Source organism: Listeria kieliensis (assembly GCF_003369925.1).
GTDB lineage: Bacteria > Bacillota > Bacilli > Lactobacillales > Listeriaceae > Listeria > Listeria kieliensis_A.
Genome location: NZ_LARY01000002.1, coordinates 335,108 through 359,064, shown reverse-complemented (window position 1 = coordinate 359,064; position 23,957 = coordinate 335,108). Strand labels below are relative to the sequence as shown.

General features: G+C 37.0%; 26 protein-coding genes. 24 read left to right on the top strand and 2 right to left on the bottom strand.

The window, feature by feature from the left end; all coding sequences use genetic code 11:
• Positions 1-4: 4 nt before the first annotated feature.
• The 14 genes from UR08_RS07580 (at position 5) to UR08_RS07510 (ending at position 13,637) form a co-directional block, all read left to right on the top strand.
• A complete protein-coding gene (locus tag UR08_RS07580; protein ID WP_115753063.1) occupies positions 5-1,084 on the top strand; it encodes an ABC transporter ATP-binding protein in 1,080 nt (359 codons plus the stop codon).
• Positions 1,077-2,039: an ABC transporter ATP-binding protein gene (locus UR08_RS07575; protein WP_115753062.1), complete on the top strand. Its 963-nt coding sequence runs from the start codon at positions 1,077-1,079 to the stop codon at positions 2,037-2,039. Before UR08_RS07580 ends, UR08_RS07575 begins: the two co-directional genes overlap by 8 nt.
• 323 nt (positions 2,040-2,362) lie before the next feature.
• Complete coding sequence (spxA, locus tag UR08_RS07570) at positions 2,363-2,758, top strand: transcriptional regulator SpxA (protein ID WP_036071091.1); 396 nt, start codon at positions 2,363-2,365, stop codon at positions 2,756-2,758.
• Between the two features lie 198 nt (positions 2,759-2,956).
• On the top strand, positions 2,957-3,619 hold the full coding sequence (mecA, locus tag UR08_RS07565; protein WP_115753061.1) for an adaptor protein MecA: 663 nt from the start codon (positions 2,957-2,959) through the stop codon (positions 3,617-3,619).
• 124 nt (positions 3,620-3,743) lie between these two features.
• Complete coding sequence (locus UR08_RS07560; protein ID WP_165849964.1) at positions 3,744-4,859, top strand: competence protein CoiA family protein; 1,116 nt, start codon at positions 3,744-3,746, stop codon at positions 4,857-4,859.
• A gap of 71 nt (positions 4,860-4,930) precedes the next feature.
• Positions 4,931-6,742, top strand: coding sequence for an oligoendopeptidase F (pepF, locus tag UR08_RS07555; protein WP_115753059.1), 1,812 nt, complete (start codon positions 4,931-4,933; stop codon positions 6,740-6,742).
• Positions 6,743-7,245: 503 nt separating this feature from the next.
• Positions 7,246-9,063 carry a TNT domain-containing protein gene (locus UR08_RS13105; RefSeq protein ID WP_240616083.1) on the top strand — a complete coding sequence of 606 codons (1,818 nt, stop codon included), beginning with the start codon at positions 7,246-7,248 and terminating at the stop codon, positions 9,061-9,063.
• 1 nt (position 9,064) lies between these two features.
• On the top strand, positions 9,065-9,397 hold the full coding sequence (locus tag UR08_RS07540) for an Imm59 family immunity protein (protein ID WP_115753058.1): 333 nt from the start codon (positions 9,065-9,067) through the stop codon (positions 9,395-9,397).
• Positions 9,397-9,723 (top strand): Imm59 family immunity protein, encoded by a 327-nt coding sequence (locus tag UR08_RS07535; protein ID WP_115753057.1) that lies wholly within the window; start codon positions 9,397-9,399, stop codon positions 9,721-9,723. Before UR08_RS07540 ends, UR08_RS07535 begins: the two co-directional genes overlap by 1 nt.
• A gap of 225 nt (positions 9,724-9,948) precedes the next feature.
• Complete coding sequence (locus UR08_RS07530) at positions 9,949-10,443, top strand: hypothetical protein (RefSeq protein ID WP_115753056.1); 495 nt, start codon at positions 9,949-9,951, stop codon at positions 10,441-10,443.
• A gap of 501 nt (positions 10,444-10,944) precedes the next feature.
• Positions 10,945-11,472, top strand: a complete 528-nt coding sequence (locus tag UR08_RS07525; protein WP_115753055.1) for a hypothetical protein — start codon at positions 10,945-10,947, stop codon at positions 11,470-11,472.
• Complete coding sequence (locus tag UR08_RS07520) at positions 11,454-12,101, top strand: hypothetical protein (RefSeq protein WP_115753054.1); 648 nt, start codon at positions 11,454-11,456, stop codon at positions 12,099-12,101. The genes UR08_RS07525 and UR08_RS07520 overlap by 19 nt, the downstream gene beginning before the upstream one ends.
• Before the next feature lie 341 nt (positions 12,102-12,442).
• Positions 12,443-12,697, top strand: coding sequence for a GlsB/YeaQ/YmgE family stress response membrane protein (locus tag UR08_RS07515; RefSeq protein WP_115753053.1), 255 nt, complete (start codon positions 12,443-12,445; stop codon positions 12,695-12,697).
• A gap of 148 nt (positions 12,698-12,845) precedes the next feature.
• The gene (locus tag UR08_RS07510; protein ID WP_115753052.1) at positions 12,846-13,637 is read left to right on the top strand and encodes a Cof-type HAD-IIB family hydrolase; all 792 of its coding nucleotides are present in this window, start codon (positions 12,846-12,848) and stop codon (positions 13,635-13,637) included.
• On the opposite strand, the gene UR08_RS07505 is transcribed toward UR08_RS07510, so the two are convergent.
• Positions 13,634-13,939, bottom strand: coding sequence for an MGMT family protein (locus tag UR08_RS07505; RefSeq protein WP_115753051.1), 306 nt, complete (start codon positions 13,937-13,939; stop codon positions 13,634-13,636). The genes UR08_RS07510 and UR08_RS07505 overlap by 4 nt on opposite strands.
• Before the next feature lie 55 nt (positions 13,940-13,994).
• Here UR08_RS07505 and UR08_RS07500 point away from each other — a divergent pair, with 55 nt between their 5' ends.
• Positions 13,995-15,041, top strand: a complete 1,047-nt coding sequence (locus tag UR08_RS07500; RefSeq protein WP_115753050.1) for a nucleoid-associated protein — start codon at positions 13,995-13,997, stop codon at positions 15,039-15,041.
• Between the two features lie 28 nt (positions 15,042-15,069).
• Here the strand turns inward: UR08_RS07500 and gloA are convergent, their stop codons facing one another.
• Positions 15,070-15,456: a lactoylglutathione lyase gene (gene gloA, locus UR08_RS07495; RefSeq protein ID WP_115753049.1), complete on the bottom strand. Its 387-nt coding sequence runs from the start codon at positions 15,454-15,456 to the stop codon at positions 15,070-15,072.
• Positions 15,457-15,601: 145 nt separating this feature from the next.
• Here gloA and UR08_RS07490 point away from each other — a divergent pair, with 145 nt between their 5' ends.
• The 9 genes from UR08_RS07490 (at position 15,602) to UR08_RS07450 (ending at position 23,938) form a co-directional block, all read left to right on the top strand.
• Positions 15,602-16,228 (top strand): MBL fold metallo-hydrolase, encoded by a 627-nt coding sequence (locus UR08_RS07490; RefSeq protein ID WP_115753048.1) that lies wholly within the window; start codon positions 15,602-15,604, stop codon positions 16,226-16,228.
• A 19-nt stretch (positions 16,229-16,247) separates the two neighbouring features.
• Positions 16,248-16,499 (top strand): (4Fe-4S)-binding protein, encoded by a 252-nt coding sequence (locus UR08_RS07485; RefSeq protein ID WP_115753047.1) that lies wholly within the window; start codon positions 16,248-16,250, stop codon positions 16,497-16,499.
• Positions 16,495-16,773: a GNAT family N-acetyltransferase gene (locus UR08_RS07480; protein ID WP_240616082.1), complete on the top strand. Its 279-nt coding sequence runs from the start codon at positions 16,495-16,497 to the stop codon at positions 16,771-16,773. Before UR08_RS07485 ends, UR08_RS07480 begins: the two co-directional genes overlap by 5 nt.
• 2 nt (positions 16,774-16,775) lie before the next feature.
• On the top strand, positions 16,776-17,912 hold the full coding sequence (locus UR08_RS07475) for a low temperature requirement protein A (protein WP_115753747.1): 1,137 nt from the start codon (positions 16,776-16,778) through the stop codon (positions 17,910-17,912).
• A 128-nt stretch (positions 17,913-18,040) separates the two neighbouring features.
• Positions 18,041-19,408, top strand: a complete 1,368-nt coding sequence (locus UR08_RS07470) for an Nramp family divalent metal transporter (protein WP_115753045.1) — start codon at positions 18,041-18,043, stop codon at positions 19,406-19,408.
• Between the two features lie 320 nt (positions 19,409-19,728).
• Positions 19,729-20,460, top strand: coding sequence for an MIP/aquaporin family protein (locus UR08_RS07465; RefSeq protein ID WP_115753044.1), 732 nt, complete (start codon positions 19,729-19,731; stop codon positions 20,458-20,460).
• A 173-nt stretch (positions 20,461-20,633) separates the two neighbouring features.
• Positions 20,634-21,383 carry an SDR family NAD(P)-dependent oxidoreductase gene (locus UR08_RS07460; RefSeq protein WP_115753043.1) on the top strand — a complete coding sequence of 250 codons (750 nt, stop codon included), beginning with the start codon at positions 20,634-20,636 and terminating at the stop codon, positions 21,381-21,383.
• 220 nt (positions 21,384-21,603) lie between these two features.
• Positions 21,604-22,296, top strand: a complete 693-nt coding sequence (locus UR08_RS07455; RefSeq protein ID WP_115753042.1) for a Crp/Fnr family transcriptional regulator — start codon at positions 21,604-21,606, stop codon at positions 22,294-22,296.
• A gap of 19 nt (positions 22,297-22,315) precedes the next feature.
• On the top strand, positions 22,316-23,938 hold the full coding sequence (locus UR08_RS07450; protein ID WP_115753041.1) for a MucBP domain-containing protein: 1,623 nt from the start codon (positions 22,316-22,318) through the stop codon (positions 23,936-23,938).
• Positions 23,939-23,957 lie beyond the last annotated feature (19 nt).

Genomic DNA, 23,957 nt, shown 5'->3' with positions numbered 1-23,957 from the left:
AACGATGGAAAAATTGTTAGAAGTAAAAGATTTGCACATTTCCTTCCACACTTATGCCGGTGAAGTTCAAGCGATTCGCGGAGTGAGCTTCGATCTTCATAAAGGAGAAACACTTGCTATCGTGGGAGAATCTGGTTCAGGAAAGTCGGTTACGACGAAAGCCGTTATGCGACTTCTTCCTGAAAGCAATTCGAAAATAAAATCTGGTCAAATCCTTTTCGATGGGAAAGATTTGGCTACTGCTAGTGAAAAGCAAATGCAAAAAATTCGTGGGAAAGATATCGCGATGATTTTCCAAGATCCGATGACTTCTTTAAATCCAACGATGACAATTGGCAAACAAATTTCTGAACCGCTAATCAAGCACCAAAAAATTGGCAAGTCAGAAGCGCATAAAACGGCGTTACGCTTATTGCAACTTGTTGGGATTCCAAATGCGGAAGAACGAATTAAACAGTATCCGCACCAATTTTCTGGAGGAATGAGGCAACGTGTCGTTATTGCGATTTCACTTGCTTGTAACCCGCAAATTCTGATCGCAGATGAACCAACTACGGCGCTCGATGTAACCATTCAGGCGCAGATTCTTGATTTAATGAAAGATCTTCAAAAGAAAATTGACACGTCTATTATTTTTATCACGCATGACCTCGGCGTTGTAGCGAATGTTGCTGATCGCGTTGCGGTTATGTACGCTGGGAAAATTGTGGAAATTGGAACGGTAGATGAAATTTTCTATAATCCGCAACACCCGTATACTTGGGGATTAATTAGTTCCATGCCGACGCTTGATACGGATGATGAAGAACTTTACGTGATTCCTGGGACACCACCGGATCTTTTGAAACCACCAAAAGGCGATGCTTTTGCGGCGCGGAATCAGTATGCGATGCAAATTGATCTGGAGGAACAGCCACCAATGTTTAAAGTTTCGGATACGCATTATGCAGCAACTTGGTTGCTACATCCGGATGCTCCTGAGGTGACGCCTCCTGATGCTGTTCTTAGACGACAAGAGCAATTTGCAAAAGAACACCCGAGGATGCAAGCTGTTCACGCGAAGGGAGTTGAGCAAGGTGAGTGAGAAAGAAAAATTACTCGAGATTCATAATCTGAAACAGTATTTTAACCAAGGTAAAGCTAATGAAGTGCGCGCTGTGGACGATATTTCCTTCGATATTTATAAAGGCGAAACGCTTGGTCTTGTTGGGGAATCAGGTTGCGGTAAATCGACAACGGGTAGAACGATTATTCGTTTGTATGATGCAACGGGTGGTGAAGTGCTGTACAAAGGAAAAAATGTACATGCTAAGAAGAGCCGCAAGGAAATGCATGAATTCCGTAGAAAAATGCAAATGATTTTCCAAGATCCATATGCGTCGCTTAATCCACGTATGAAAGTACGCGATATTATTGCGGAAGGGATTAAGATTCATGGGCTTGCGAAAACGCCTGAGGAAGCAACACAACAAGTTTATCACTTACTGGAAACAGTAGGATTGAGTAAAGAACATGCTGGACGTTATCCTCATGAATTTTCTGGCGGTCAACGTCAAAGAATCGGTATTGCACGTGCTTTAGCTGTTCAACCTGAATTTATTATCGCTGATGAGCCTATTTCTGCTTTGGATGTTTCTATTCAAGCACAAGTAGTTAACCTTTTGCGCGATCTGCAAAAAGAAAAAGGGCTTACGTATTTATTTATTGCGCATGACCTTTCAATGGTTAAATATATCAGTGATCGTATTGGTGTTATGTATTTTGGGAAGCTAGTGGAGCTTGCTCCTGCTGACGATTTATATCGTGCACCGCTTCATCCATATACTGAGTCTTTATTATCTGCAATTCCACTTCCGGATCCGAATTACGAGCGTTCTCGAGTTCGTAAACTTTATGATCCGAGTTCACATGAGTATAAAGATGGAGAAGAAATTAAAATGCGTGAAATTGCGCCTGGACATTATGTATATTGTTCGGAAGCAGAAGAAGAGATGTATAAAGAAAAACATGCAAAGCTGACAAGTGCAGCGATGAAATAAAAAAGGGCCTCGCGCAAGTGAGGCTCTTTTTGTGTTTGTGAAAAGAAATTAATAAAATTCTCATTAAATTTTAATTTTCTTATCTTTTTTTTCATGCTGGTTTAGTTTAAGGAATGTATAGTAAGGGTAAGATACATTTGACGACTCACTAAATCCTTTTTCTAGTCGAATAAAAAATTTAAAATAGCTCTATAGAATTTCACAATTTTAGTGTATAATGAGAATGTAGGTTCTTGATTGCTATTTTCAAAAAGAGAATGGATTAGCAATTCGTTTTTTGAATGAAACAAAAAAATTAACCGATTAAGGAGTGTGAATGTCTAATGGTAACGTTATACACTTCACCTAGTTGCACATCTTGTCGCAAAGCACGAGCTTGGTTGGAAAACCATGAAATTCCATACAAAGAAAGAAATATTTTTTCTGAACCGTTAAGTTTAGATGAAATAAAAGAAATCCTTCGTATGACGGAAGATGGAACCGATGAAATTATTTCAACTCGTTCAAAAACATTTCAGAAGCTAAATGTTGATTTAGACAGTTTGCCTCTGCAAGAGCTTTTTGAATTGATTCAGAAAAACCCAGGGCTTTTAAGACGTCCAATTATTATCGATGAAAAACGTTTACAAGTTGGATATAACGAAGACGAAATTCGTCGTTTCTTGCCAAGAAAGGTGAGAACTTATCAATTGCGTGAAGCTCAAAAAATGGTTAACTAATTGAAAGCTGTTGGAAATCTAGCTAAGGTTTCCGACAGTTTTTTTGTTCAGTTCGGAAACTTGCGCAAAATGTAATTTTGAGGTAAGATAAGAGCCCAAAAGAATAAAAGGTGGTATAATCATCTATTATAAGATAAAATATAGGTATGAAGTTTACCCTTCGTTGTCAGTGACTAAATTGGAAGGGAGAGTGTGACGATGGAAATTGAACGAATTAATGAGGATACAATTAAATTTTACATTTCTTATCTGGATCTCGAAGAGCGCGGCTTCAATCAGGAAGATGTCTGGTATGATCGCGAAAAGAGTGAAGAGCTTTTTTGGGAAATGATGGATGAGCTGAAGTATGAAGAAGAGTTCGCTCCTGAAGGTCCGCTCTGGATACAAGTCCAAGCTTTAAAACATGGTCTAGAAGTATTTGTAACGAAGGCGAATTTGTCGAAACAAGGCGAAGGAAACTTTGAACTTAGTTCGGCTAGTCAAGATGAACTGGCTGCTGAGGAACGAATTGAGAAAATGTTAGAAGAAAACTTTAATCCAGTTAAAAAGGATTCGGAGGACGATGAAGGCACATTAGAGTTTGTCTTGTCATTTAATGACTTTGAAGATTTAATTCAAATGAGTCACGCATCTGGACTTCAAAATGTAGACACAAAGCTCTACGTTTATCAAGATAGATATTTCCTTTATGTGGAATTTCCTGAAACTCAATATAATGAATCAAACATTGACAATACGGTCAGCATATTGCTTGAGTATGGCATTGAGTCAAACTTAACAGGCTACATGTTGGACGAATATGGTAAACTGATTTTTGATAATCCGGCATTAGAACAAGTAAAACAATATTTTGTTGATTAAGAAATAAACAGGGCTCGTTTCTAAAATATAGAAACGAGTCTTTTTTTGTGATTTTAAAATAAATGAAGGGTTTGGGTGTAGTCTTGTCGAAATGAATAAATAAAACGAGTAAAGGATGTTGGAAATGTTTACAGCAAAGAACAAACAAGGTGACTATTTTACAGCTACGCAGGCGAACATTTCACATTTAAAAGCGAAGCAAGATTCCTTTTTATGTCCAGCGTGTGGAGAAGAGCTAATTCTTAAATGTGGTGATATTAAACTACCTCATTTTGCGCATAAGCAGGGAGCAAGATGCCGCTTTTCTTCAGAAGGAGAGACGAGAAAACATTTACTGGGGAAAAAGGAGTTATGTCGTTGGTTACTTTATCAGGGATTTGAAGTAAAACTAGAAAGTTTTCTCCAAGCTATTCATAGACAAGCAGATCTTCTGGTTGATGGGCAGTATGCGGTTGAGTTTCAGTGCTCGACGATTCCAACTTCTCAATTGCTGGAGCGAACAAATGACTATCTATCAGAAAGGTTTATTCCGGTTTGGTTACTAGGCCAAGACATTATAAAAAACAAATTTAGCTATGCTTTTTCAAATTTTCAACAATGTTTCATTAGAAAAAGTGAAGAGCTGGGCTATTATTTGCTTTTCTTTCAACCAGAAAAGCGTAGAATCGAGTGTATTCACCATCTTGTCCATGCAGGGAGTAAATACTTTTTTGGGGAGCGTTTGCTTCTCCCGTTAACCCTCCCACTTAGTGAAATGAAGCAGAAAATGAGAGCGGCCAAAGGAGGAAAACAGAAAAAATATCAACCTCACCACCGCGAAATTGAACGGGAACGGCTTTGCTACTACTATGCGAAATATAAGTCACGGAGTCATTTTATGCAAGAACTCTATCATTCAGGTTTCTCGCTTTATCATTTACCCCTTCAAGTCGGAGTGCAATTGAGTAAACAATTTCTTGTTCATACGGCTCCCGTAGAATGGCAGTTTTCGCTTTGGATCCATTTCTTTGACCGACTCGAAGCGGGGGAGAGTTTTGCGTACAAAGCGATTGCTGAACGTTTTCGAGCTTGTGTAGTACCGTTAAAAGTACTGGGCTTTCATGAAGAAGAAGCGGAGGAATTATTAAAAGAATATCTTCTATATCTGGAAGAAAAAGAGATACTTGTTGAGATTTCGAGTGGGAACTACCGATTGCTTAGAAAAATGAAATGGCGACAAACCCCACAAATTTTTTCTTAATTTATGATTTTTGCATTTTTATGATTTTTAGATCATAATAAAAAGGAAGATTGATTTGGGGAGGTTTTAAGATGGCAGAGAACAAAATAGGAGCATTGCCTGCAAGAAATGAAGTGCCAGAAGAACTGACTTGGGATCTTACAACTATTTTCCCGTCAGATGAGGCTTTTGAAAAAGAGTTTAAAGAAATTCAAGAACTAAGCAAGCAAAGTGAACAATTCAAAGGAACGCTTGGAGATAGTGCGGAGGCGCTTCTAAGAGCCTTAAAGTTTCGCGATGCACTTTTCGATCGACTTGAGAAATTATATGTATACGCGCATTTGAAGCTTGATCAAGATACAGCAGATGCAACGTATCAAGGAATGAATAGTCGAGCAGGAAGTCTAATCACGCAAGTAATTACAGGTTTAAGTTATTTTGATCCTGAGATTTTATCCATTGAAGAGACGCGCCTTAAAGCGTTCTTAAATGAAAATAAAGAACTTGAATTATATAAGCATGTTCTTGAAGAATTAAATTTAAGTCGCCCTTATATTTTATCTGAAAAAGAAGAAGCGATTTTAGCAAATGCGGGCGAAGTGCTTGGCAGTTCCTCGAATACATTCAGCACACTAAACAATGCTGATTTGAAGTTTCCAGTCATTCGCGATGAGAATGGGAATGAAGTTGAAATTACGCATGGCCGCTATGGGAAGCTACTTGAAAGTAGTGACCGTCGTGTTCGCGAGGAAGCGTTCAAAGGACTTTATTCCGTTTATGAAGGCTTAAAAAATACTCTTGCTCAAACATTAAATGGTCAGGTGAAAAAATCTAATTTTTATGCATCCGTGCGAGGCTATCAATCAGCTCGTGAGGCAGCCCTTTCTGGAAACCATATTCCTGAAACGGTATATGATTCGTTAGTACAGACAGTTAACCAACATTTACCACTATTACATCGTTATGTTGCTATGCGCAAGAAAATTTTGGGCTTAAAAGATTTGCGAATGTATGATATGTATACACCACTTTCGAGTGAAGTGAAGTTAGAATTCTCTTATGAAGAAGCGAAAGAGCTCGTTTTAGAAGCTTTGAAACCATTAGGTGAAGAGTATCAAGAAATTCTCAAAAAAGCTTTCGCAAATAGATGGATTGATGTGGTTGAAAATAAAGGTAAACGAAGTGGTGCTTATTCGTCAGGAGCGTATAGTACTAATCCTTATATCTTGCTAAACTGGCAAAATAATATTGATAATGTGTTTACACTAGCTCATGAATTAGGGCATAGCGTCCATAGTTACTATACACGAACGAATCAACCTTATATTTATGGAGACTATTCGATATTTCTTGCGGAAGTAGCATCAACAACGAATGAAAACCTTTTGACGGATTATTTGCTTAAGAAATATGAAGATCCCAAAGTTCGAGCTTATCTACTTAACCATTATTTAGATGGGTTTAAAGGAACTGTTTTCCGTCAAACTCAATTTGCTGAATTCGAACATTTAATCCATCAAGCAGATCAAAATGGTGAAGCCTTAACTGCAGAGTTCTTGACTGAACAATATTTCAAGATCAATAAAAATTATTACGGTGATTCGGTCCAATATGATCCTGAAATTGGCTACGAGTGGTCCCGTATTCCGCATTTTTACATGAATTACTATGTATATCAATATGCGACGGGCTTTTCCGCTGCATCTGCGTTAAGTGCTAAAATTTTACATGAAGGAACTCCGGCTGTCGAAGCTTATTTAGATTATTTAAAAGCGGGGAGTTCAGATTTCCCAATTGAAGTTTTAAAACGTGCAGGTGTAGATATGACAAGTAGCCAAGTCATTGAAGATGCGTTGGAAGTTTTTGAAGCGCGTCTAATCGAACTTGAAAAATTGGAAAATTAACTTTGTGAAATTATAAATTTACAAAAAAAGTTTTAAGAGGAAGCCTTGCTAATTGAGAAAGCTTCCTCTTTTTTTAAATGTGTGAGATACTGTATTATTCGTTTAGCTGGAAAGAGAATATCCTAATAAAGCCAATTTGTTAGACTGTTCTTTTAATTGCTTGTGAATAATAATACAGTGAAGAGAAAGCTAATTTTTCATCATTATAAATAAAAGAAAAAGATAAAAAAAACTTCCAAAAAAAGTTTGTGAAGTATTGAATTATGTATTTAGATATGATATATTAATACCGTGAAATAAATCACAAACAAATACCCCCTTTATTTGATTGTGTGAATTTCTCCTTTTGATTGCGCTGAAAGAAGCTGTACCCATTGCGGTACAGCTTTTTTCGTTATGTTGAATTTTTTTCTTCTACCTAATTTTCTCCCTAAAAATGCATATATGAGACAAATTTATTTATTCTGTCTGATGAAAAATAAATAGGTGGGTGAATGTGATTGGTGAAAGATGTTCATTATCAGGAAGATGATTTTGGAAAAGCAGAAAAAAGCATCGGAAGCCTCATTGGAAAAGGCGTTTGGGGGAAAGGTGCCATAGACAGCCTAAAAGATGTTTCCAAGAACTTAGAAGAAATGGAAAAGGATATTGCGAGATTGGATGCAGATGGTGCTATTTCTTTTTCTCACACGGATAACAGAAAGAAGCTCCAAGAACTCTATGAAGATTTTGAGGTCTTACATGACTTTGCGGGAGAAGCAGGGGAACTTGTGAATGATAAGATTGACCAGCCTTTTTATGAGGCATTAGATGAATTTGTGGAAGGCATGCGGGACTTAGACGCTTCGAAGTTTACAACGAAAAATCGGATTGGTGCGACTAAAACCATTACAACGTATGCAAATAGCTACACACGGGAAGAAATCGAAGTGCCTAAAAAAGAAGTCAGTTTGGATGATTTGTTCAGCGGAGATAATTATTATGCCGATCAAATGAAACTCCAGTACGAGGAGTGGAAAAGGCAGAACAAAGATCAAGAAGTGAGCCGAAAAGAGTTTAGAAGTGCCATGTTGAACTCACGAGCCTTTGAATATACTTCTATCAAAGATGAGCAACAGAAAAAAGAGTTTTGGGTGAATGTGGTGGCAACGGTAGCCATTGTGGGCGTGAGTATTTTCTGCCCGCCTGCCGGACTCGCATTAGGTTTGGCTTATGGCGGCTTAGAAATGAGTGCGGCACTTAGCGGAAAGGACTGGCTAACAGGTCGCGAACTGGATACATCAGAAAGAGCGATGCGTGGAGCCTTTTCGCTGTTGGATATTGTGCCAGGAATGAAGGCTTTTTCAGGAGGCACGCAAGCCATTCGATCAGGTACTAAGCTTGCCAGTCTAAGCGATAATCTTCTGCACGGTGTGAAGAGCATTCCATCTAAAGCGGATGACTTGATTAAGTTGGGACAGAAAAGCGCCTTAACACGAATAAATAGTTTAAAAACGACTGTGAAAGAAGGCATACATACAGGGATTGGAAAGGTTACGAGAGGACTGGATGAAGTCGGGAGAGTAGCGGATAACTTTAAAGGTAACTTGAATCTAAATTCAAGGCGTCAGCTCGCTCCAGAAAGTGTGGGAGCTATTCCACCAAGTGGAACATCTCAAGTAAGCAATGCGACGGAGAAAATGAAAGAGGTTTTACAAAAGTATGACCTGAATTTGAATGGCGGAGGACGTCAAACAGATGATATAATCAAAGAAACAAGCAAAGCGTTTGAGCCTGAAAAAGTAACATTGAAAAATGGTGAGACAGCTTATAAATCTGCGCGCGGCGAACTTGTTCGCTCTCCCGATTATTTAGATGAAGCTGGGGAAATAAAATGGCCACCGAAAGGAACAGATGGCTTTGTTTGTGATAGTGGTGGAAAGCCAATAAAGACTGATGCTAATTTGAAGGCAGGTCAGGTAATTGATAGATATGGAGATCCATTTGGTAAATTCACAAGTCCAGTTGAAGAAGGAAAAATATTAGAATATGATACTAGAGGGCTTCCTTATCCTGAAAGTGTGAAGCCGTACCATCAATGCGAAGTCACTAAAGACATAAATTTAGAAAATGTTAAAGAAGCTTTTAACTCCTTAAATGGTTCGGCTAAAGATGAATTAATGGATGATATGAGAGACTTTAACTTTACTTTTGAAGACATCGCAAATCCACAAAAAGGAAAAATAGCAGAAGTATTTGGGGCTGGTGGAGGAACTCAAATACAACTAGGAACTGTAGTTGATTGGTATGAAAGATTAGGTTTGATGAAGGAGTTGAAATAAGTTGAACGAAGAGATTAAAGAATATAAAGAAAGAATGGAAGACACAATAGAGTTGTTAGATTATAAGGCATTGAGGTATTCACTTTTTGCAGGAGAAAATAAGCATCGAGAAGAATATCAGATAAGAATTGAATATATAGATGGCTTTTTTGAGGTGTATGTTACCGGTGAAAGAGCTTCTGTTTCTGGAGTAAATAAATTTGATGAATTTTCTGACGCACGAATGGAATTTTTAATTAAAGCACAGCTCATGATTTTGCGGAATCGTCGCAGAGTTAGAGATGAAAAACCTACTGATTATTCTTGTCCGTTATGGGATGGCTGGGAAAGATAGTGATTGAAGAATATAAAGAAATGATTCAGCGCGATATTGACTTATTAGGATATTCAGCATTAAGATATTCACTTTTCGCTGGTCGAAATAATAATCGTGCTGAATATCAGGCGAGAATTGAATTTATAGATGGACACTTTGAGGTTTATATGACAGGTGAAAGAGCTTCTGTTTCTGGATCAAAAAAATACGATGATTTTTTTCAAGCATATAAAGATTTTATGTATAGAATACAAAGTAGAGTGATAACAAATAGAAAAAGTGTTAGGAACAATGAACTCCCTGAATACCCATGCCCTTTGTGGGATAACGAAAAAGCAGAATGAACTAAAGCCCTGATAAACGTCGGGGCTTTTTATGTCTAGACAATTAAAATAATTACAATTGAAATTAGAATATTCTTTCTAAAATCCTAAAAAATGAAAAAACTATAGGTTTTTGGTCATTCGCGACAAGAATCAGACTTTTCATTACATTTTTGGTTTTACAAAAACATTTCATGCTATACTCAAGGTGTAATAAAACAAAAACAACGGAAAGAGGGATTTAGCATGAAAAAATATTTTGCTGCAGTATTAGCCGTTTTTTTGATTTTGGGAAGTATTGTTCCAGCTACATCATTTGCAACAAGTGAAAAAACTGTATTGATTTCAGCAGATGAAAGTCAAGAAACATGTGAGGACTTAAATCTTATACAACCAGCAGGAGAAATTGCACTGTTTTCAAATCAGACAACAGCTGGAGGGTCTAAGTATAGTCTTGTGTCTAGGAAAGTTGTTAATTTAAATCATACTGGAACTAACTTAGCATATAAAGCACTTATGGCTGGTGGTCTTGCATCGGTTCCGATGGGGAGTGCTGTTGCTAGAGCTATGACAACTACATTTTTTAGCGGTTTAGTTAAGTCGTATAAGTATATGAGGCAATCAATTTATAAGAGATCAGATAAAAAATACCATTATTATAAAGTCATTGACGAGTTTACAAACAATAAGAAGACTTGGAAGGGACCTGTTCAAGTTAGTTATCAAAAAGTCAGAAGGTAAAGATTGATTAGGAGTTGATGGTATGAATTATAAAAAGTGGATAGGATATGTACTTTTCTTTATAGTCGTTTTCACGATAGGAACAAAGTTACTTAAAAATTTTGAAGTTAGCAACCTGATTATTTCTACAATAGTATATTCTATTGCAATTATTCCGAATGTTAGAAAAAAGAAAAACGAATCAAAACCCTGACAAAAGTCGAGGTTTTTACCTCCCTAAAAATCTCCCTAATTCATTTAGTTAGTTATTAATAATTATTGCGTTCAAAATAAACAAAATGGCTATAAAACAGTAATTATCCCCTTCATCAGACTAGTTATTTTAGTTTTTGAATCAATAATTGAATATTATATATAAAATCCTAAAAATATAAAAAACTATAGATTTTTGGTCGTTCGCGACAAGAATCAGACATTTCATTACATTTTTGATTTTACAAAAACATTTCATGCTATACTCATGGTGTAATAAAACAAAAACAACGAAAAGAGGGATTTAGCATGAAAAAAGATAAAGCATTGAAGATTGTAACACCAATAATAGCGGGGATTTTAGTATTGGCACCAACTTTCACCGCAAATGCTGATGAAGCAGTGAACAATCATCCTAAATCTTCACTGGGAAAAGCAGTTGATAAAGTCGAAATTCCGAGTAATTCAAATGAACCTGTACCATTTGCTGTTGAACCAGAGCTTCAATCGAGGGCTGTATCAGCACCTATCATTGCAATGGGAACTTATAACGTATCAAAAGTTGGTATGAGAGCCACAATGAGGGCTACTGGCACTGGAAAGAATTGCAGGATTACTAAAGTTGACTATAAGATATATATAAACTATGATAATAATCGACGACAATTTGTTACTGATACCTTAAGACAGAATAGCCCTAAATTAAACATTTCAAAATCATGGTACTATAAATTACCGGGTATATATAAAGTTAAATTCACAGGACAAGCTTATACAACAAAAGGTCCTGGGATGATTGTTTCAGGAGTGAAAACAATATGGATCCCAGTGAGGTAAGTCGCGATTTAATTCAATTAAATAAAATAAAACCTTTTATCTTTTTTTCATTGTTTATAATGGTGATTGAGCAAAGGGACTTGACGCCTATAGATATCGAGCATGAAGCAACAGTTACTTTTCAATATCCACTTCCTGAGAATTATGCTTCACAGTCTTTCTTGTATTGGCAGACTTTTTTTAAAGAAGTGGAAATTGTTGAAGACATAGAATTGTTGAGTGTGAGAGATGTTAAGCAGGATATTATAGAGCAATTGAATGATTTGTATAAAACACAAAGACTCCCGAAAGGGTATGCTGCGTTTTATAAATGGTTAGTATTGAAAGAAGAGGTTTTATTATCTGATCTAGAAAAGAGTATTCCTTTTTTTATAGATCAAATTTTATATGAGTATGATATGTCTGCGAATGAACATCCTCACTTAGAGGAAGAAGACATGGCAACAATATTTCCAATTTGTCGAAAGATGACAAAAGAAATAAATGAATTCGTTCAAGAAATATTTGCGCCATATTTTAAAAGAATTAAAGTAGTGGTTGTTCCAAAAGAAGGAGAAATGAAAGCTTTATTCGTAGAATTAGGTGAGCCTTATTTGAGGAAGCACTGTCCGCTTAATGAGTTATTGTAAGACTTCAAAATATGATTAAGGATTTGATCTAAGTTAAAACCCCTGACAAAAGTCGGGGTTTTTATCTCCCTAAAAATCTCCCTAATTCATTTATTTAGTTATTAATAATTATTGCATTCAAAATAAACAAAATGGCTATAAATCAGTAATTATCCCCTTCATCAGACTAGTTATTTTAGCTTTTGAATCAATATTTGATTGTGTGAATTTCTCCTTTTGATTGCGCTGAAAGAAGTTGTACCCATTGCGGTACAGCTTCTTTCGTTATGTCAGATCAAAAACAATTTAAAAGGTTTAAAACACCTTCCTAAGAGGTAAAAAAATATAGGGAGGTGAATGTGATGTTTCATTTAATTTGGGTACTTATTATTGGTGCTGTCATTGGTATCATTGCAGGTGCTTTGACAAGTAGAAAAATGCCGTTAGGATGGATTGGGAATATTTTAGCTGGCTTAATTGGTTCTTGGCTTGGCGAAAAACTTTTAGGAAGTTGGGGTCCGCATGTCGCTGGAATGGCAATCTTCCCGTCTATCATTGGTGCTGTTATTTTAGTAGCTATCGTATCATTCTTTATCGGAACGCAAAAAAGGGAGTAGCACGTAATCATGAATTTATTTAAAGCTGTGCCGAATTGGGTACAGCTTTTTCTATGCTAAGAATCAAATAGAGTTCTGTTTTGTGCTAAAATAGAGACAAATACTATTTTGAGGGAAGGGCCTTCAAAAGAAGCAGAGAGGATTACATATGATTAAACTAGTAGCGGTAGATATGGATGGAACATTTTTAGACGACCAAAAAAATTATGATGAGGATAGATTTGCCAAAGTGTTTGATAAGATGCAAAAACAGAAAGCTGAATTTGTTGTTGCAAGTGGAAACCAGTACGTTCAGCTTGTACAATTTTTTGAGCCTATCAAAGAAAAAATTACCTTTATTTCAGATAATGGCGCTATGGTCACAAAACATGGGGAAGAAATCTTTTCGAGTTCATTTGAAAAAGCCGATGTGGAAAAGGTTTTGGAAGTATTGAGTCTGAAAACGGATTTTCGAGTAATTGTATGTGGCAAAAAAGGGGCTTATATTTTGGATAGTGTTCCAGATGATTTTATCAAGACAATTGAATTTTACTGTCCCGTGATGTTTAAAGTTTCGGATTATAATCAAATTGATGATGATGTATTAAAGATAGCTCTCTCTTGTCCAGAAGAAGAGACAGAACGCCTTTTAGCAGAGCTGCATGGCGAAATAAGCCATATTACGATTCCGGTAAGCAGTGGACATGGGAGTATCGATTTAATTCAGCCAAACATGCATAAAGGAAATGCCATTCAATTTGTGTTGAAGCATTTCAATTTTTCTAGCAAAGAAGCTGCTGCGTTTGGCGATGGCGGAAATGATCTTGAAATGTTAGACCTTGTTGGAACGAGTTTTGCAATGGAAAATGCGCCCGAAGCCGTGAAAAAAGTGGCTAAACATGTTGCGCCAACGAATAATGAATCAGGTGTTCTTGTGGAAATGGAAAAGCTCTTTTTTTAATGGGAGCCTTGCCAAAAACACTTTTTTAAGTCGGCGCAGCCGTTTTCTTTAAAGGGAACTCGTTCTTTTTTGAGTAACTGAATTTGCTCAATCCAGCCAGGAACCGTTCGCCCTGCTGAATTAACAACACGATGACAAGGCATATCAAGAGAGCGATCCGTATGTTTTAAAACATTACCGACTAGGCGGGCGTTTTTAGGATGCCCAATCATATAAGCAATTTGCCCATACGTGGTTACTTTTCCCTCGGGAATTTGCAAGATGACATTATAAACAGCTTGAATAAATTCTGGTTTTGCCAAATCAATCGACTCCTTTTGATTTTAAGTATAGCAAAACCTTGTTATTTTTGGAAAAATGGAGGAAAGACTTTTGGATTTTACTTATGCTAAAATAAAAAAATTAGCGATTCATTTCGTTGGAAACCAAGCGCAAGAAGAGGGCTATGAAGTAGCACAAAATATGCTAACTGAATTTCCCGAAGACCTAAATGGGACACTTCTTAATATCTTCCTTGAAAATTTCAAAGCGGATGATTATTTTCATTTTACTCATGAAACTAGTTTGGATTTTAATGAAGTTTATACTTACAGCCAAAATATATTCGCAGATTCCAGTCATTTTTTGGAAGATACGCTTAACATTTTAAAGCATCTTTATAGTGTTTCTACACACCCTAATATTAAAAGTGGAGATCTTTGGGTTTTTGAAATGGAAGGTTTAGTTATTGATGGAGAAATGTGCAGTGGGCTAGGCATTTTTAAAGTAGAAAATAAAGAAGTCTACCTAAAAAACAATTTTAATGGCAAAGAATTTGCAATTAGTTATGATAAAGGGATTACAGGTGCGGATCTCGATAAAGGCTGTTTGATTTTAAACGCTGAAGCTGAAAAAGGCGGGAAAGTCCTTGTTTTAAGCAAGCTTACCAAAAATGATTCGATTTATTGGAAGGACCGGTTTTTAAGTGTTGAGCGGACAGTAGACAACAAGTTTTTAACAGAGAATTTTGTTGAGCTTTGCACAGACTACATCAAACAAAAAGAAGAATCACTACTTGAAAAATCAGAATTTGTGAAAGCGGCTAACGAGTATCTGCAAGAAGAAGAGAATATTCAAATTGATACCTTTACAGAAAAAGCGCTTCAAGATCCCATTAAACAAGCAGAATTCAAAACGGCAGTCGAGAATTTCGAGCAAGAAAATAATTTACATTTCCCAGTAGAGTTCGAAGTAGATGAAGAACGAGCTGAAAAACTAAACAAGAAAGTTCGAAAAACATTGAAACTGGGGAAAAACATTACATTAACGATCAAAGACTTAGAAAACCTAGATGAAGCTGATTTTGTTCAAGGTTACGATAACGATCGCGGTCGGAATTACATGATTGTATATTACGATGAATAAAAGCTGCGCCATTTCGGCGCAGCTTTTATTATAGCGTATTATTTTGAATAACTTCCGTTTTGTACCCATCTGGATCGGTAATAAAGTAATAGTTTGGTTCGCTTCCAGGAAGGCCTTTAAGGTCAGTCACTGTGTAACCTTTTTCAAGATGAAGCGCATGAGAAGCTTTTAAATCATCAACGCCAACAGCTAAGTGGCCATAACCATCACCTAGTTCATAAGGTTCCTTTTTATCATAATTGTAAGTTAGCTCTAGTTCAAAGCCGCCTTCTGAAAAAGCAAGATAGACAAGTGTAAACTCATACTCTGGAAAATCTTTCCGACGGACTTCCTTTAATCCAAAAGCCGTTTCGTAAAATTCAATCGATTTTTCTAAGTTTTGAACACGAATACATGTATGTAACATTTTAGTCATTTTATTTCCTCCTTTAAAACAACAGGTTTCTCTCATTATTTTAGTATACTGTTGATAGAAAAACAAATTTCGAGAATGATTATTTCCTTTTCCAGCCTGTGATTGTTATAATTTGTATAGAAATTTGCAGAAGTGAGGTAATTTTATGTTGAATGTTGAACATATTGTAACAGGGATTGCAGAAGAAAATACCTATGTTGTTCACGACGGGAAATCTCTTCTAGTTATTGATCCTGGGAGTGAGCCTGAACGAATTGAAGCTATGATCGAAAGGACAGGTGCAACGCCAGTCGCTATTTTACTTACCCATACGCACTACGACCATATTGGGGCTCTTGATGCGATTCGCGAGAAATACCAAATTCCTGTTTATGTCAGTTCCAAAGAAGCAGAATGGCTTGGGAATCCTGAACATAACTTATCCATTTCGTTACCAAGCCGTGGTTTGTCAGTGATTGAAGCAAAACCAGCTGACTTTACTTTTGAACTAAAAACGTACGATTTTAATGGAATTCGCTTTAAAGTGGTCGAAACACCAGGACATTCGATTGGGAGTGTTAGCTTTATTTTTGACGATTTTGCTATTGTCGGAGATGCACTATTCAATGGAAGCATCGGACGTACAGATCTTTACACTGGGAATCAAGACATGCTACTTGAAGCTATTCAGCGTGAATTATTTACTTTGCCAGATGAAATGGTGATTTACCCAGGGCATCGCGGAAAAAGTACAATCGGACATGAAAAAGCAACAAATCCATTTTTTAATTAAGAAACGGGGGATGGCTTGAATGACTGAAGCAGAATTGCTTGAAAAAGGGTACCGTAAATACTTGGGAAAAGATATAGACGTTTACTTTAACACACAAATTTGTGAGCATTCGGGGAATTGTGTGCAAGGGAATGGAGAAATCTTTAATTTAGATAGAAAACCATGGATACTCCCAGATAATGCTTCAAAAGAAGAAGTAATGCGAGTCATTGATACATGTCCAAGCGGGGCACTTCAATATATTCAGAAAGAAGGCCAAAAAAATGATTGAATATAAAAATGGTGAGAACCGAATTTATGCTGTCAATGAAACAGGAAAAGAAGTCGGTGAAATTACGTTTTCAAATGCTGGCGAAACAATGCTTATCATCGACCATACAGGTGTAATTGATGAAGCGAGAGGGCAAGGCATCGCACAAGAACTTGTAAAGCGTGCTGTCCAAAAAGCAAAAAATGAGAATAAAAAAGTGATTCCACTTTGTCCATTTGCCAAATCTGAATTTCAGAAAAAAGTGGAATATCAAGAAGTGGAAGCGAACCGCTAATGATGAAAAAACAAATTTTTGAAGAGCGAAAAGTCTCCTGGCTTGAGCTCTTTTTTGATTTAATTTTTGTTACCGCCGTCTCGTCGACCACTCATCTTTTCGTTACGATCGATCATCATCCTGAGCATACGCTGCTGTACTTTGGCGAATACTTGCTAATGGTGACGCCGATGTTTTGGGCTTGGGTTGGACAAACCATGTTTTACAACCGTTTTGGCAAGAAAATAAGCCACCCAGAACTCTTTATGCTCAGCCAAATGTTCTTTCTCATTTTGATGACCGCAAGCTTTGATCTTGAATTTGCAGACACGTTCTACACCTTTATCATCGGCTATGCAGGCATTCGCTTGTTTACCGTTATCCAATATTTTACAGCCGCCAAAAAGTATAGTGCGGAACAAAAACAAGTAGCCAACTTGCTTGGTAGATTATTCCTAGTAGGCATCCTCATCTCCCTCAGCGCGATTTTCTTTGAAGGAAATAGCCGATTTTTCATCATGTATGCCGGAATTTTCCTAGACATTTTGTTGCCGCTTCTAAACGGAAAAAAACTACAAAAAGTCCCTGTCCATTTTCCGCATTTAGCAGAGCGCTTCGGCCTTTTCGTCATCATTACCTTCGGAGAAACCATTGTCGCAATAACAAGCATCCTTGCCGAAAAAGTAACAGATCCGTATACGCTACTTTATGTATTTCTAAGCTTCGTGATCATCGCGATTTTGTGGGCATCCTATTTCCACAGTTTCGAACATGTTGTCGATCAAAACAGGGCGACAAATGGCCAAGTTTTCTTATACGGGCATTATTTTATTATCATTGCTATCATGATGCTTGCAGCGAATATTCATTTACTTTTCTTAGGTCATCTAAACAAGAGCTTGTTGTTGCTCTTTTTATATGGATCAGTAGCGCTGTTCTTTTTGTCCAAGCAAGTTGTTTTTGGCCTTCATAAAAAAGCAGAGATTGAGTTTTCTATTTGGAAAGAGATGGGCCTTGTTGGGCTTTTAGCTTGTTTTTATTTACTGAATCAATTGACAAGCCTTCCGCTTATTACGAGTTTACTCTCTATTTTAATTTGCGCCTTGCTCGATTTGATGATTCGTTTTCAGTCAAGCAAACTCGTTAGAAAAAGAAGTTGAAATCGGTTGATTTCAACTTCTTTTATTTGATGAGTAAAAGATAGCCAAGGCTTTTTTACTTTCCTCTTGACAAAAAAGTTTCCCTGGTGCAAAATGAAGGTAGTTGAAAAGAGAAAGAAGGATTGGCTATGGAGCAAGAAGAACTTACACTGAATAAAAAATCAAAAAAAGAAGCGTGGGTTTCGAAAACGCATAATGTGAGCTTGGAAGAAGTAAATAGCTCCATTGCAATTCCAAAAAATGCAGGCTTCTTTAGAAAATTATTGGCTTTCATGGGACCTGGTTCCCTTGTAGCGGTTGGATACGTCGATCCTGGTAACTGGGCAACTTCGATTGCTGGGGGAGCGCGTTTTGGATATACACTTTTGAGTGTTATTTTACTTTCAAACTTAATTGCGATGTTTTTACAGTCGCTTTCTGCCAAACTTGGGATTGCAACTGGTAAAGATTTAGCTCAAGCTACTCGAGCTTCGGTTGGGAAGAAAGCTTCTTTTGTGCTATGGATACTGACTGAGCTGGCCATTATTGCAACTGATATTGCAGAAGTTATTGGTTCAGCGATTGCTTTAAATTTATTATTTGGTATTCCGCTTTTAGGTGGGGTAGCTATTACAACGCTAGATGTGCTACTTTTATTGATGCTTCAAAGAAAAGGGTTCCGAATCATCGAATCCATTGTTATCGTCTTGATGGCAACAATCTTTGTGATCTTCGCTTTTGAAATGGTGGCTTCTCATCCGAAAATGGGTGCTTTGCTTGAAGGCTATTTGCCACATGCTGAAGTCGTAACAAATCCTGCAATGCTATTTATTGCTTTAGGGATTTTGGGTGCAACAGTAATGCCTCACAATTTATATTTGCACTCATCACTCGTTCAAACAAGAAAATATGATCGGACTGTGGAAGGAAAACGTGAAGCTGTTCGATTTGCTAAGATTGACTCCACGTTTTCACTAACAATCGCTTTTGTTATTAATTCAATGATTTTGATCTTAGGGGCAGCAGCTTTTCACGGAACTGGACTGGCTGTTTCCGAAATTGAAGGAGCTTATAAGCTTTTGGGACCTACCCTTGGCGTTGGGCTTGCTAGTACACTTTTTGCCGTGGCGCTCCTTGCTTCTGGACAAAACTCCACGATTACTGGAACGCTCAGTGGGCAAATTGTTATGGAAGGGTTCATTCATTTACGAATTAAGCCTTGGCTTAGAAGGGTAATCACACGTTTACTTGCAGTCATTCCAGTTTTTATCGTAACGTTGATTTCTGGTGCTAAAGGAACAGGATCGCTTCTTTTATGGAGTCAAGTTATCCTTAGTTTGCAACTGCCGTTCGCTGTTGTCCCACTCGTTCTTTTCACAAGTAGCAAGAAAAAAATGGGAGAATTTGCGAATTCTATTCCCGTCCAAATTATTGCATGGATTGTCACAGCGGTTATTGTCGCACTTAATATATTCCTTTTAGGCTATATCTTTATCACAGGACAAGACTTGGGCTGATTTAGTAGAAGACACATAGACGGATTGAAGAATATTCTTGAAGTTTATGTGTTTTTTGCTTGTTCATTTTTATTTATTCAAAAAAATTTCATTTGAAAAACAGCGCTTCCAATAGGATGGAAAAGCGAAGTAAATCGTTTTCAAATCAATAAATTATGACTTGATAAATTATAGAAGAGGGGTATAATGAACTTAATCGTGCGCTTTTTAACAGTTTGCAACTTGATTTGCTTTTAAATTTCACAGCATAGAAAGTTTTGCGTGGTTCAAAAAAGCGTTCGTATATTTTTGTGAAATTTGTAGCAAATGGAGGAGTTTGGATGGATTACACGCTTATGACGCGGCTGCTCGCTGAATTTTTTGGTACAGCACTTTTAATTATTTTAGGGAATGGCGCAGTAGCAAACGTTGATCTTAAAGGAACGAAAGGATTTGGAAGTGACTGGATGTTAATCGCAGTTGGTTACGGCTGTGGGGTTATGATTCCTGCCATGATGTTTGGCGGAATTAGCGGGAACCACATCAATCCAGCATTTACAATCGGACTTGCTGTAGCGGGTCTTTTCCCTTGGGGAGAAGTTGTTCCTTATATCATTGCCCAATTCGCAGGCGCAATGGTTGGACAATTAATCGTAGTAGCTTGTTACAAGCCTTACTATGACAGGACCACAACGCCCGACCACATTCTTGGGACTTTTTCAACAATCAATGCTGTTCGAAGCAAAACAAACGGTTTTGTGAATGAATTTGTTGGTTCTTTCGTGTTGTTCTTTGGTGCGCTAGGAATTACCAAAGCACCGTTTTTTGCAGATAATCTAGGAACAGCACATCTAGCTTTAGGTTTCCTTGTTTGGACTCTAGTGGCTTCACTTGGTGGACCAACTGGACCAGGTCTTAACCCAGCGCGGGATCTTGGACCACGTATTTTGCACGCTCTTCTTCCACTAAAACATAAGGGGAGTTCAGAGTGGAATTATGCTTGGATACCTGTTGTTGCCCCAATTCTTGCAGCAATATTGGCAATCTTGCTTTATAAAGTGGTTTTCTTTTAATTAATTGATCGAAAGTTAAAAGCTGATGAAATTTTAATTTCATCAGCTTTTTTGTTATTTTTAAGTGAAACAATTGCTTGTGAAGCATTCTGCAAGCATATGTTTTGTAAACGGTTACTAAAGTTTTGTATACTCAAATTGTAGTACATATAATGGAAAAGGGGGAAATCTAAATGGGACGTTTAGATGGTAAAGTAGCATTGATTACAGGAGCTGCACGTGGACAAGGAGCGGCAGAAGCAGAATTGTTTGCGAAAGAAGGAGCAAAAGTTATTATCACAGATTTGCAGCAAGAAGGAGTAGATGAGCTTGCAAACAAAATAAAAGAAAATGGCGGCACAGCGTTAGCAATGAAACAAGATGTTTCGAATGAAGAAGATTGGCAAAAAGTCGTGGATGAAGGAATTAAGGAGTTTGGAAAAATTGATATTCTAGTTAATAATGCTGGAATCTTGAGTTTTAAAACAGTAACAGAAATCAGTAAGGCGGAATTTGAAAAGATCTTATCTATCAATGCAACAGGAACATTCCTTGGAATGAAATACGTGATTCCAAATATGCAAAAAAATGGTGGGGGATCGATTGTTAATATCTCCTCTTTAGCTGGCATCTATGGAGTTGGTGGAGCTGGTTACAATGCAAGTAAAGGAGCTGTTCGCACGCTAACTAAGAATGCTGCACTAACGTACGGAAAAGAATCGATTCGAGTTAATTCTGTGCATCCTGGTACGATTGACACGCCAATGCTTAAAGATGTGTTACAAACAGATGAAAGCAGAGAACATGCAGCATCAACTGGTGCGCTTCCTTATATTGGAGAACCAATTGATGTAGCCTATTGTGTTTTATTCTTGGCATCTGACGAGGCACGTTTTATTACTGGTGGAGAATACTTAATAGACGGCGGCGCACTTACTATGTAAGAGCGCGTTACAAAAAAACTTCTTGGAGAAATCCAAGAAGTTTTTTTGTGCCTTAAAATCATGATAAAAAATGGAAGATTTGTGCAGAAAAATAAAGAAATGATGAGAATTTATACATAAAAAAACTTAGTAACAAATTTTTAACAAAAATCACGATATAAATGTTTATTTACAACATAATAAACACTTATAAATGATATTTTAGTAAGGAGGTGGAAATATGTATAGAAAAGAAATAAAAAAAGAAGCAACTATTGAAGATATTATTCAAGAATTGGAACAGAATGCACTTAATCGGGAACAGATACAGCGCAGAGTATACAACAAGAATGAACAAATCAAAGAAGATTATGGACGGGTCATTATTTTGAAACAGGGTTATGTTGTGAAATTTATGCTTGTAAAAAATCAAGCAAGAGCTGTTAGTTTCTATGTAGGAGAAGCGCTAGTCGACTTTGACCGAGTTTTTGTATCAAAGGAAGAAAATCAATTTACACTTAAAGCACTAAGCAAATGTGAACTGATTTCAATAGAAAAGCAATATTTTTTGGATTACCTTTCTATTCGCCCTATTTTTACAGAGTTTATTTTAAAAAAACTAACAGGTCAGTTACATCAGTTTGTTGTAAAAATGGGGATAAATGGAAAATATCAAAGGGATCGTGTTTTGATAGGCTTAATTAACGCAGCTTATGCGCTTGGAGCGGATCAGAATGAAGATTTTTATGAGTTTCCAACGGTCATTAATCACTATTTTCTAGCGGATTATTGTGATCTTGATGCTACAGCATTTTCAAAAATTTGTAAAATGCTTGTGGACGAACGATTAATTTTCTTGAAAAAACGGCAAATTGTCATTCATCTTAGGAAGCTACGACAAGCTGTAAAGGAGAGTCAGGGGATTTACATGTAGTAGCTAATATTTTGAGGGGGTGATAAAAGATCAAGAAAAAGGTGGTTTAGAAAGTAAAATAAGAATAATTATTTATATGAAAGAAAAGGAGACGAAAATGGATTACTTGAAAAGATTTTTATATCAAATTTCTAAGCATAAATTGATAGTAATTATTCTGTCAGTTGGCTTAGTATTGATTCCTGCAGGAACTACACTAGCAACAGAAACTCCTGATTCAAAATCAATTTCCCAAACTGAAAGTTCACAAACTATACAAGAGGCTACATCTGCATTCGATATTGCTACTGGCTGGAATGTGCTGGAGTATTCTAGTAGCCTAGGTGTCCCCGAAGAGAATACTTTCGTGCAAAATCGAAAAATACAAGCACCAAATGGCAACAGTTATAATTCAGCGTATATTAATTTTGCTAACATCGGGGACTCTGTTTTCAAAGCCACACGTACATTTCATTTAAAAGCTGGTAATACATATCATTTCAATTGGTATTATCAACTTCGTATAGTAAAAGATGCAACGGCAAGTATTAGTTTTAATGGTAACGTAAAAACGGCAGATGCTTCCAACGATCGATTGCTACCTACACCTTATACAGAAACTGTAGTCGCAGATAAAGATGAAGATTATGTTGTCACTATTCAATATAATGCTCGCGATTATAGCAATGTCTTATTATCAGTAGGATATGAGTTTGGATCTCCTAATGTAGGAGTAGAGATTACAAAAACCCAAAAAGAGCAAGGAAAAGTAGCCGTTCAGTATTTAGACCAAGATGGTAAATCCATTCAAGCATCAACTGAACTATCAGGTAATATTGGAGATCGCTATACAGTTGAAGTACCGCGAATTCCTGGTTATATATTACAAGAAACAAGCGATAATGTTATGGGAACTTTCCAAAGTTCCGATCAAACAGTTACGCTCACGTATAAAAAAATTCAAGCTGTAGAAAATGGAAAAGTTGTTGTGAACTTTGTGGATGAAAATGGCAAATCTTTGACAGATTCACCGGAAATTTTAACTGGAGAAGTTGGAAGTTCATACGCTGTGAAACCGAAGAGTTTTTCAGGATATCGGCTGACAAAATTACCTGATAATCAAGCTGGGAAGTTTTCTAATCAAACGAAGGAAATTACTTTTGTTTATCATAAATTAGAAACAGATGAACAAGGGTCTGGTAATAAACCAGTTGAGCCTCCTACGGGATCTAATGATGGCAAGGGAGAAAATGTAAATAGTGGAAATGGGCAAGCTCCAAATTCAAAAAAGCCATCTACTCCATCCGATAATGGTGCTGTTAGTGGCCACGAAAATAGTTCAAAAGGGGGACAAACGGGTTCTTCTACAGCAAATGCTGGACTAGTAGCACCACCAACTCCTGCTAAAAAAGAAGAAGTTCCACAAGCAAGCTTGAATCAATCAAAAGCTTCGCTGGTTTCTAATGTCAGTATGAATAATAGTGGAACAGAAAAATCATTTAATGGCAAAACTTTAAACCAAGAAAATCCTCCAGCAATGTCAACACTTCATAAAGCAAGAATGAATGCTGAACTACCTGCGACAGGAGACAAGTCCCCGATTGCTGGTGGTCTGCTAGGGCTGATGCTTGTTCTTGGAAGTATGTATCGCTTTAAAAAGTAATGTAGAGAAGACGGAGGTT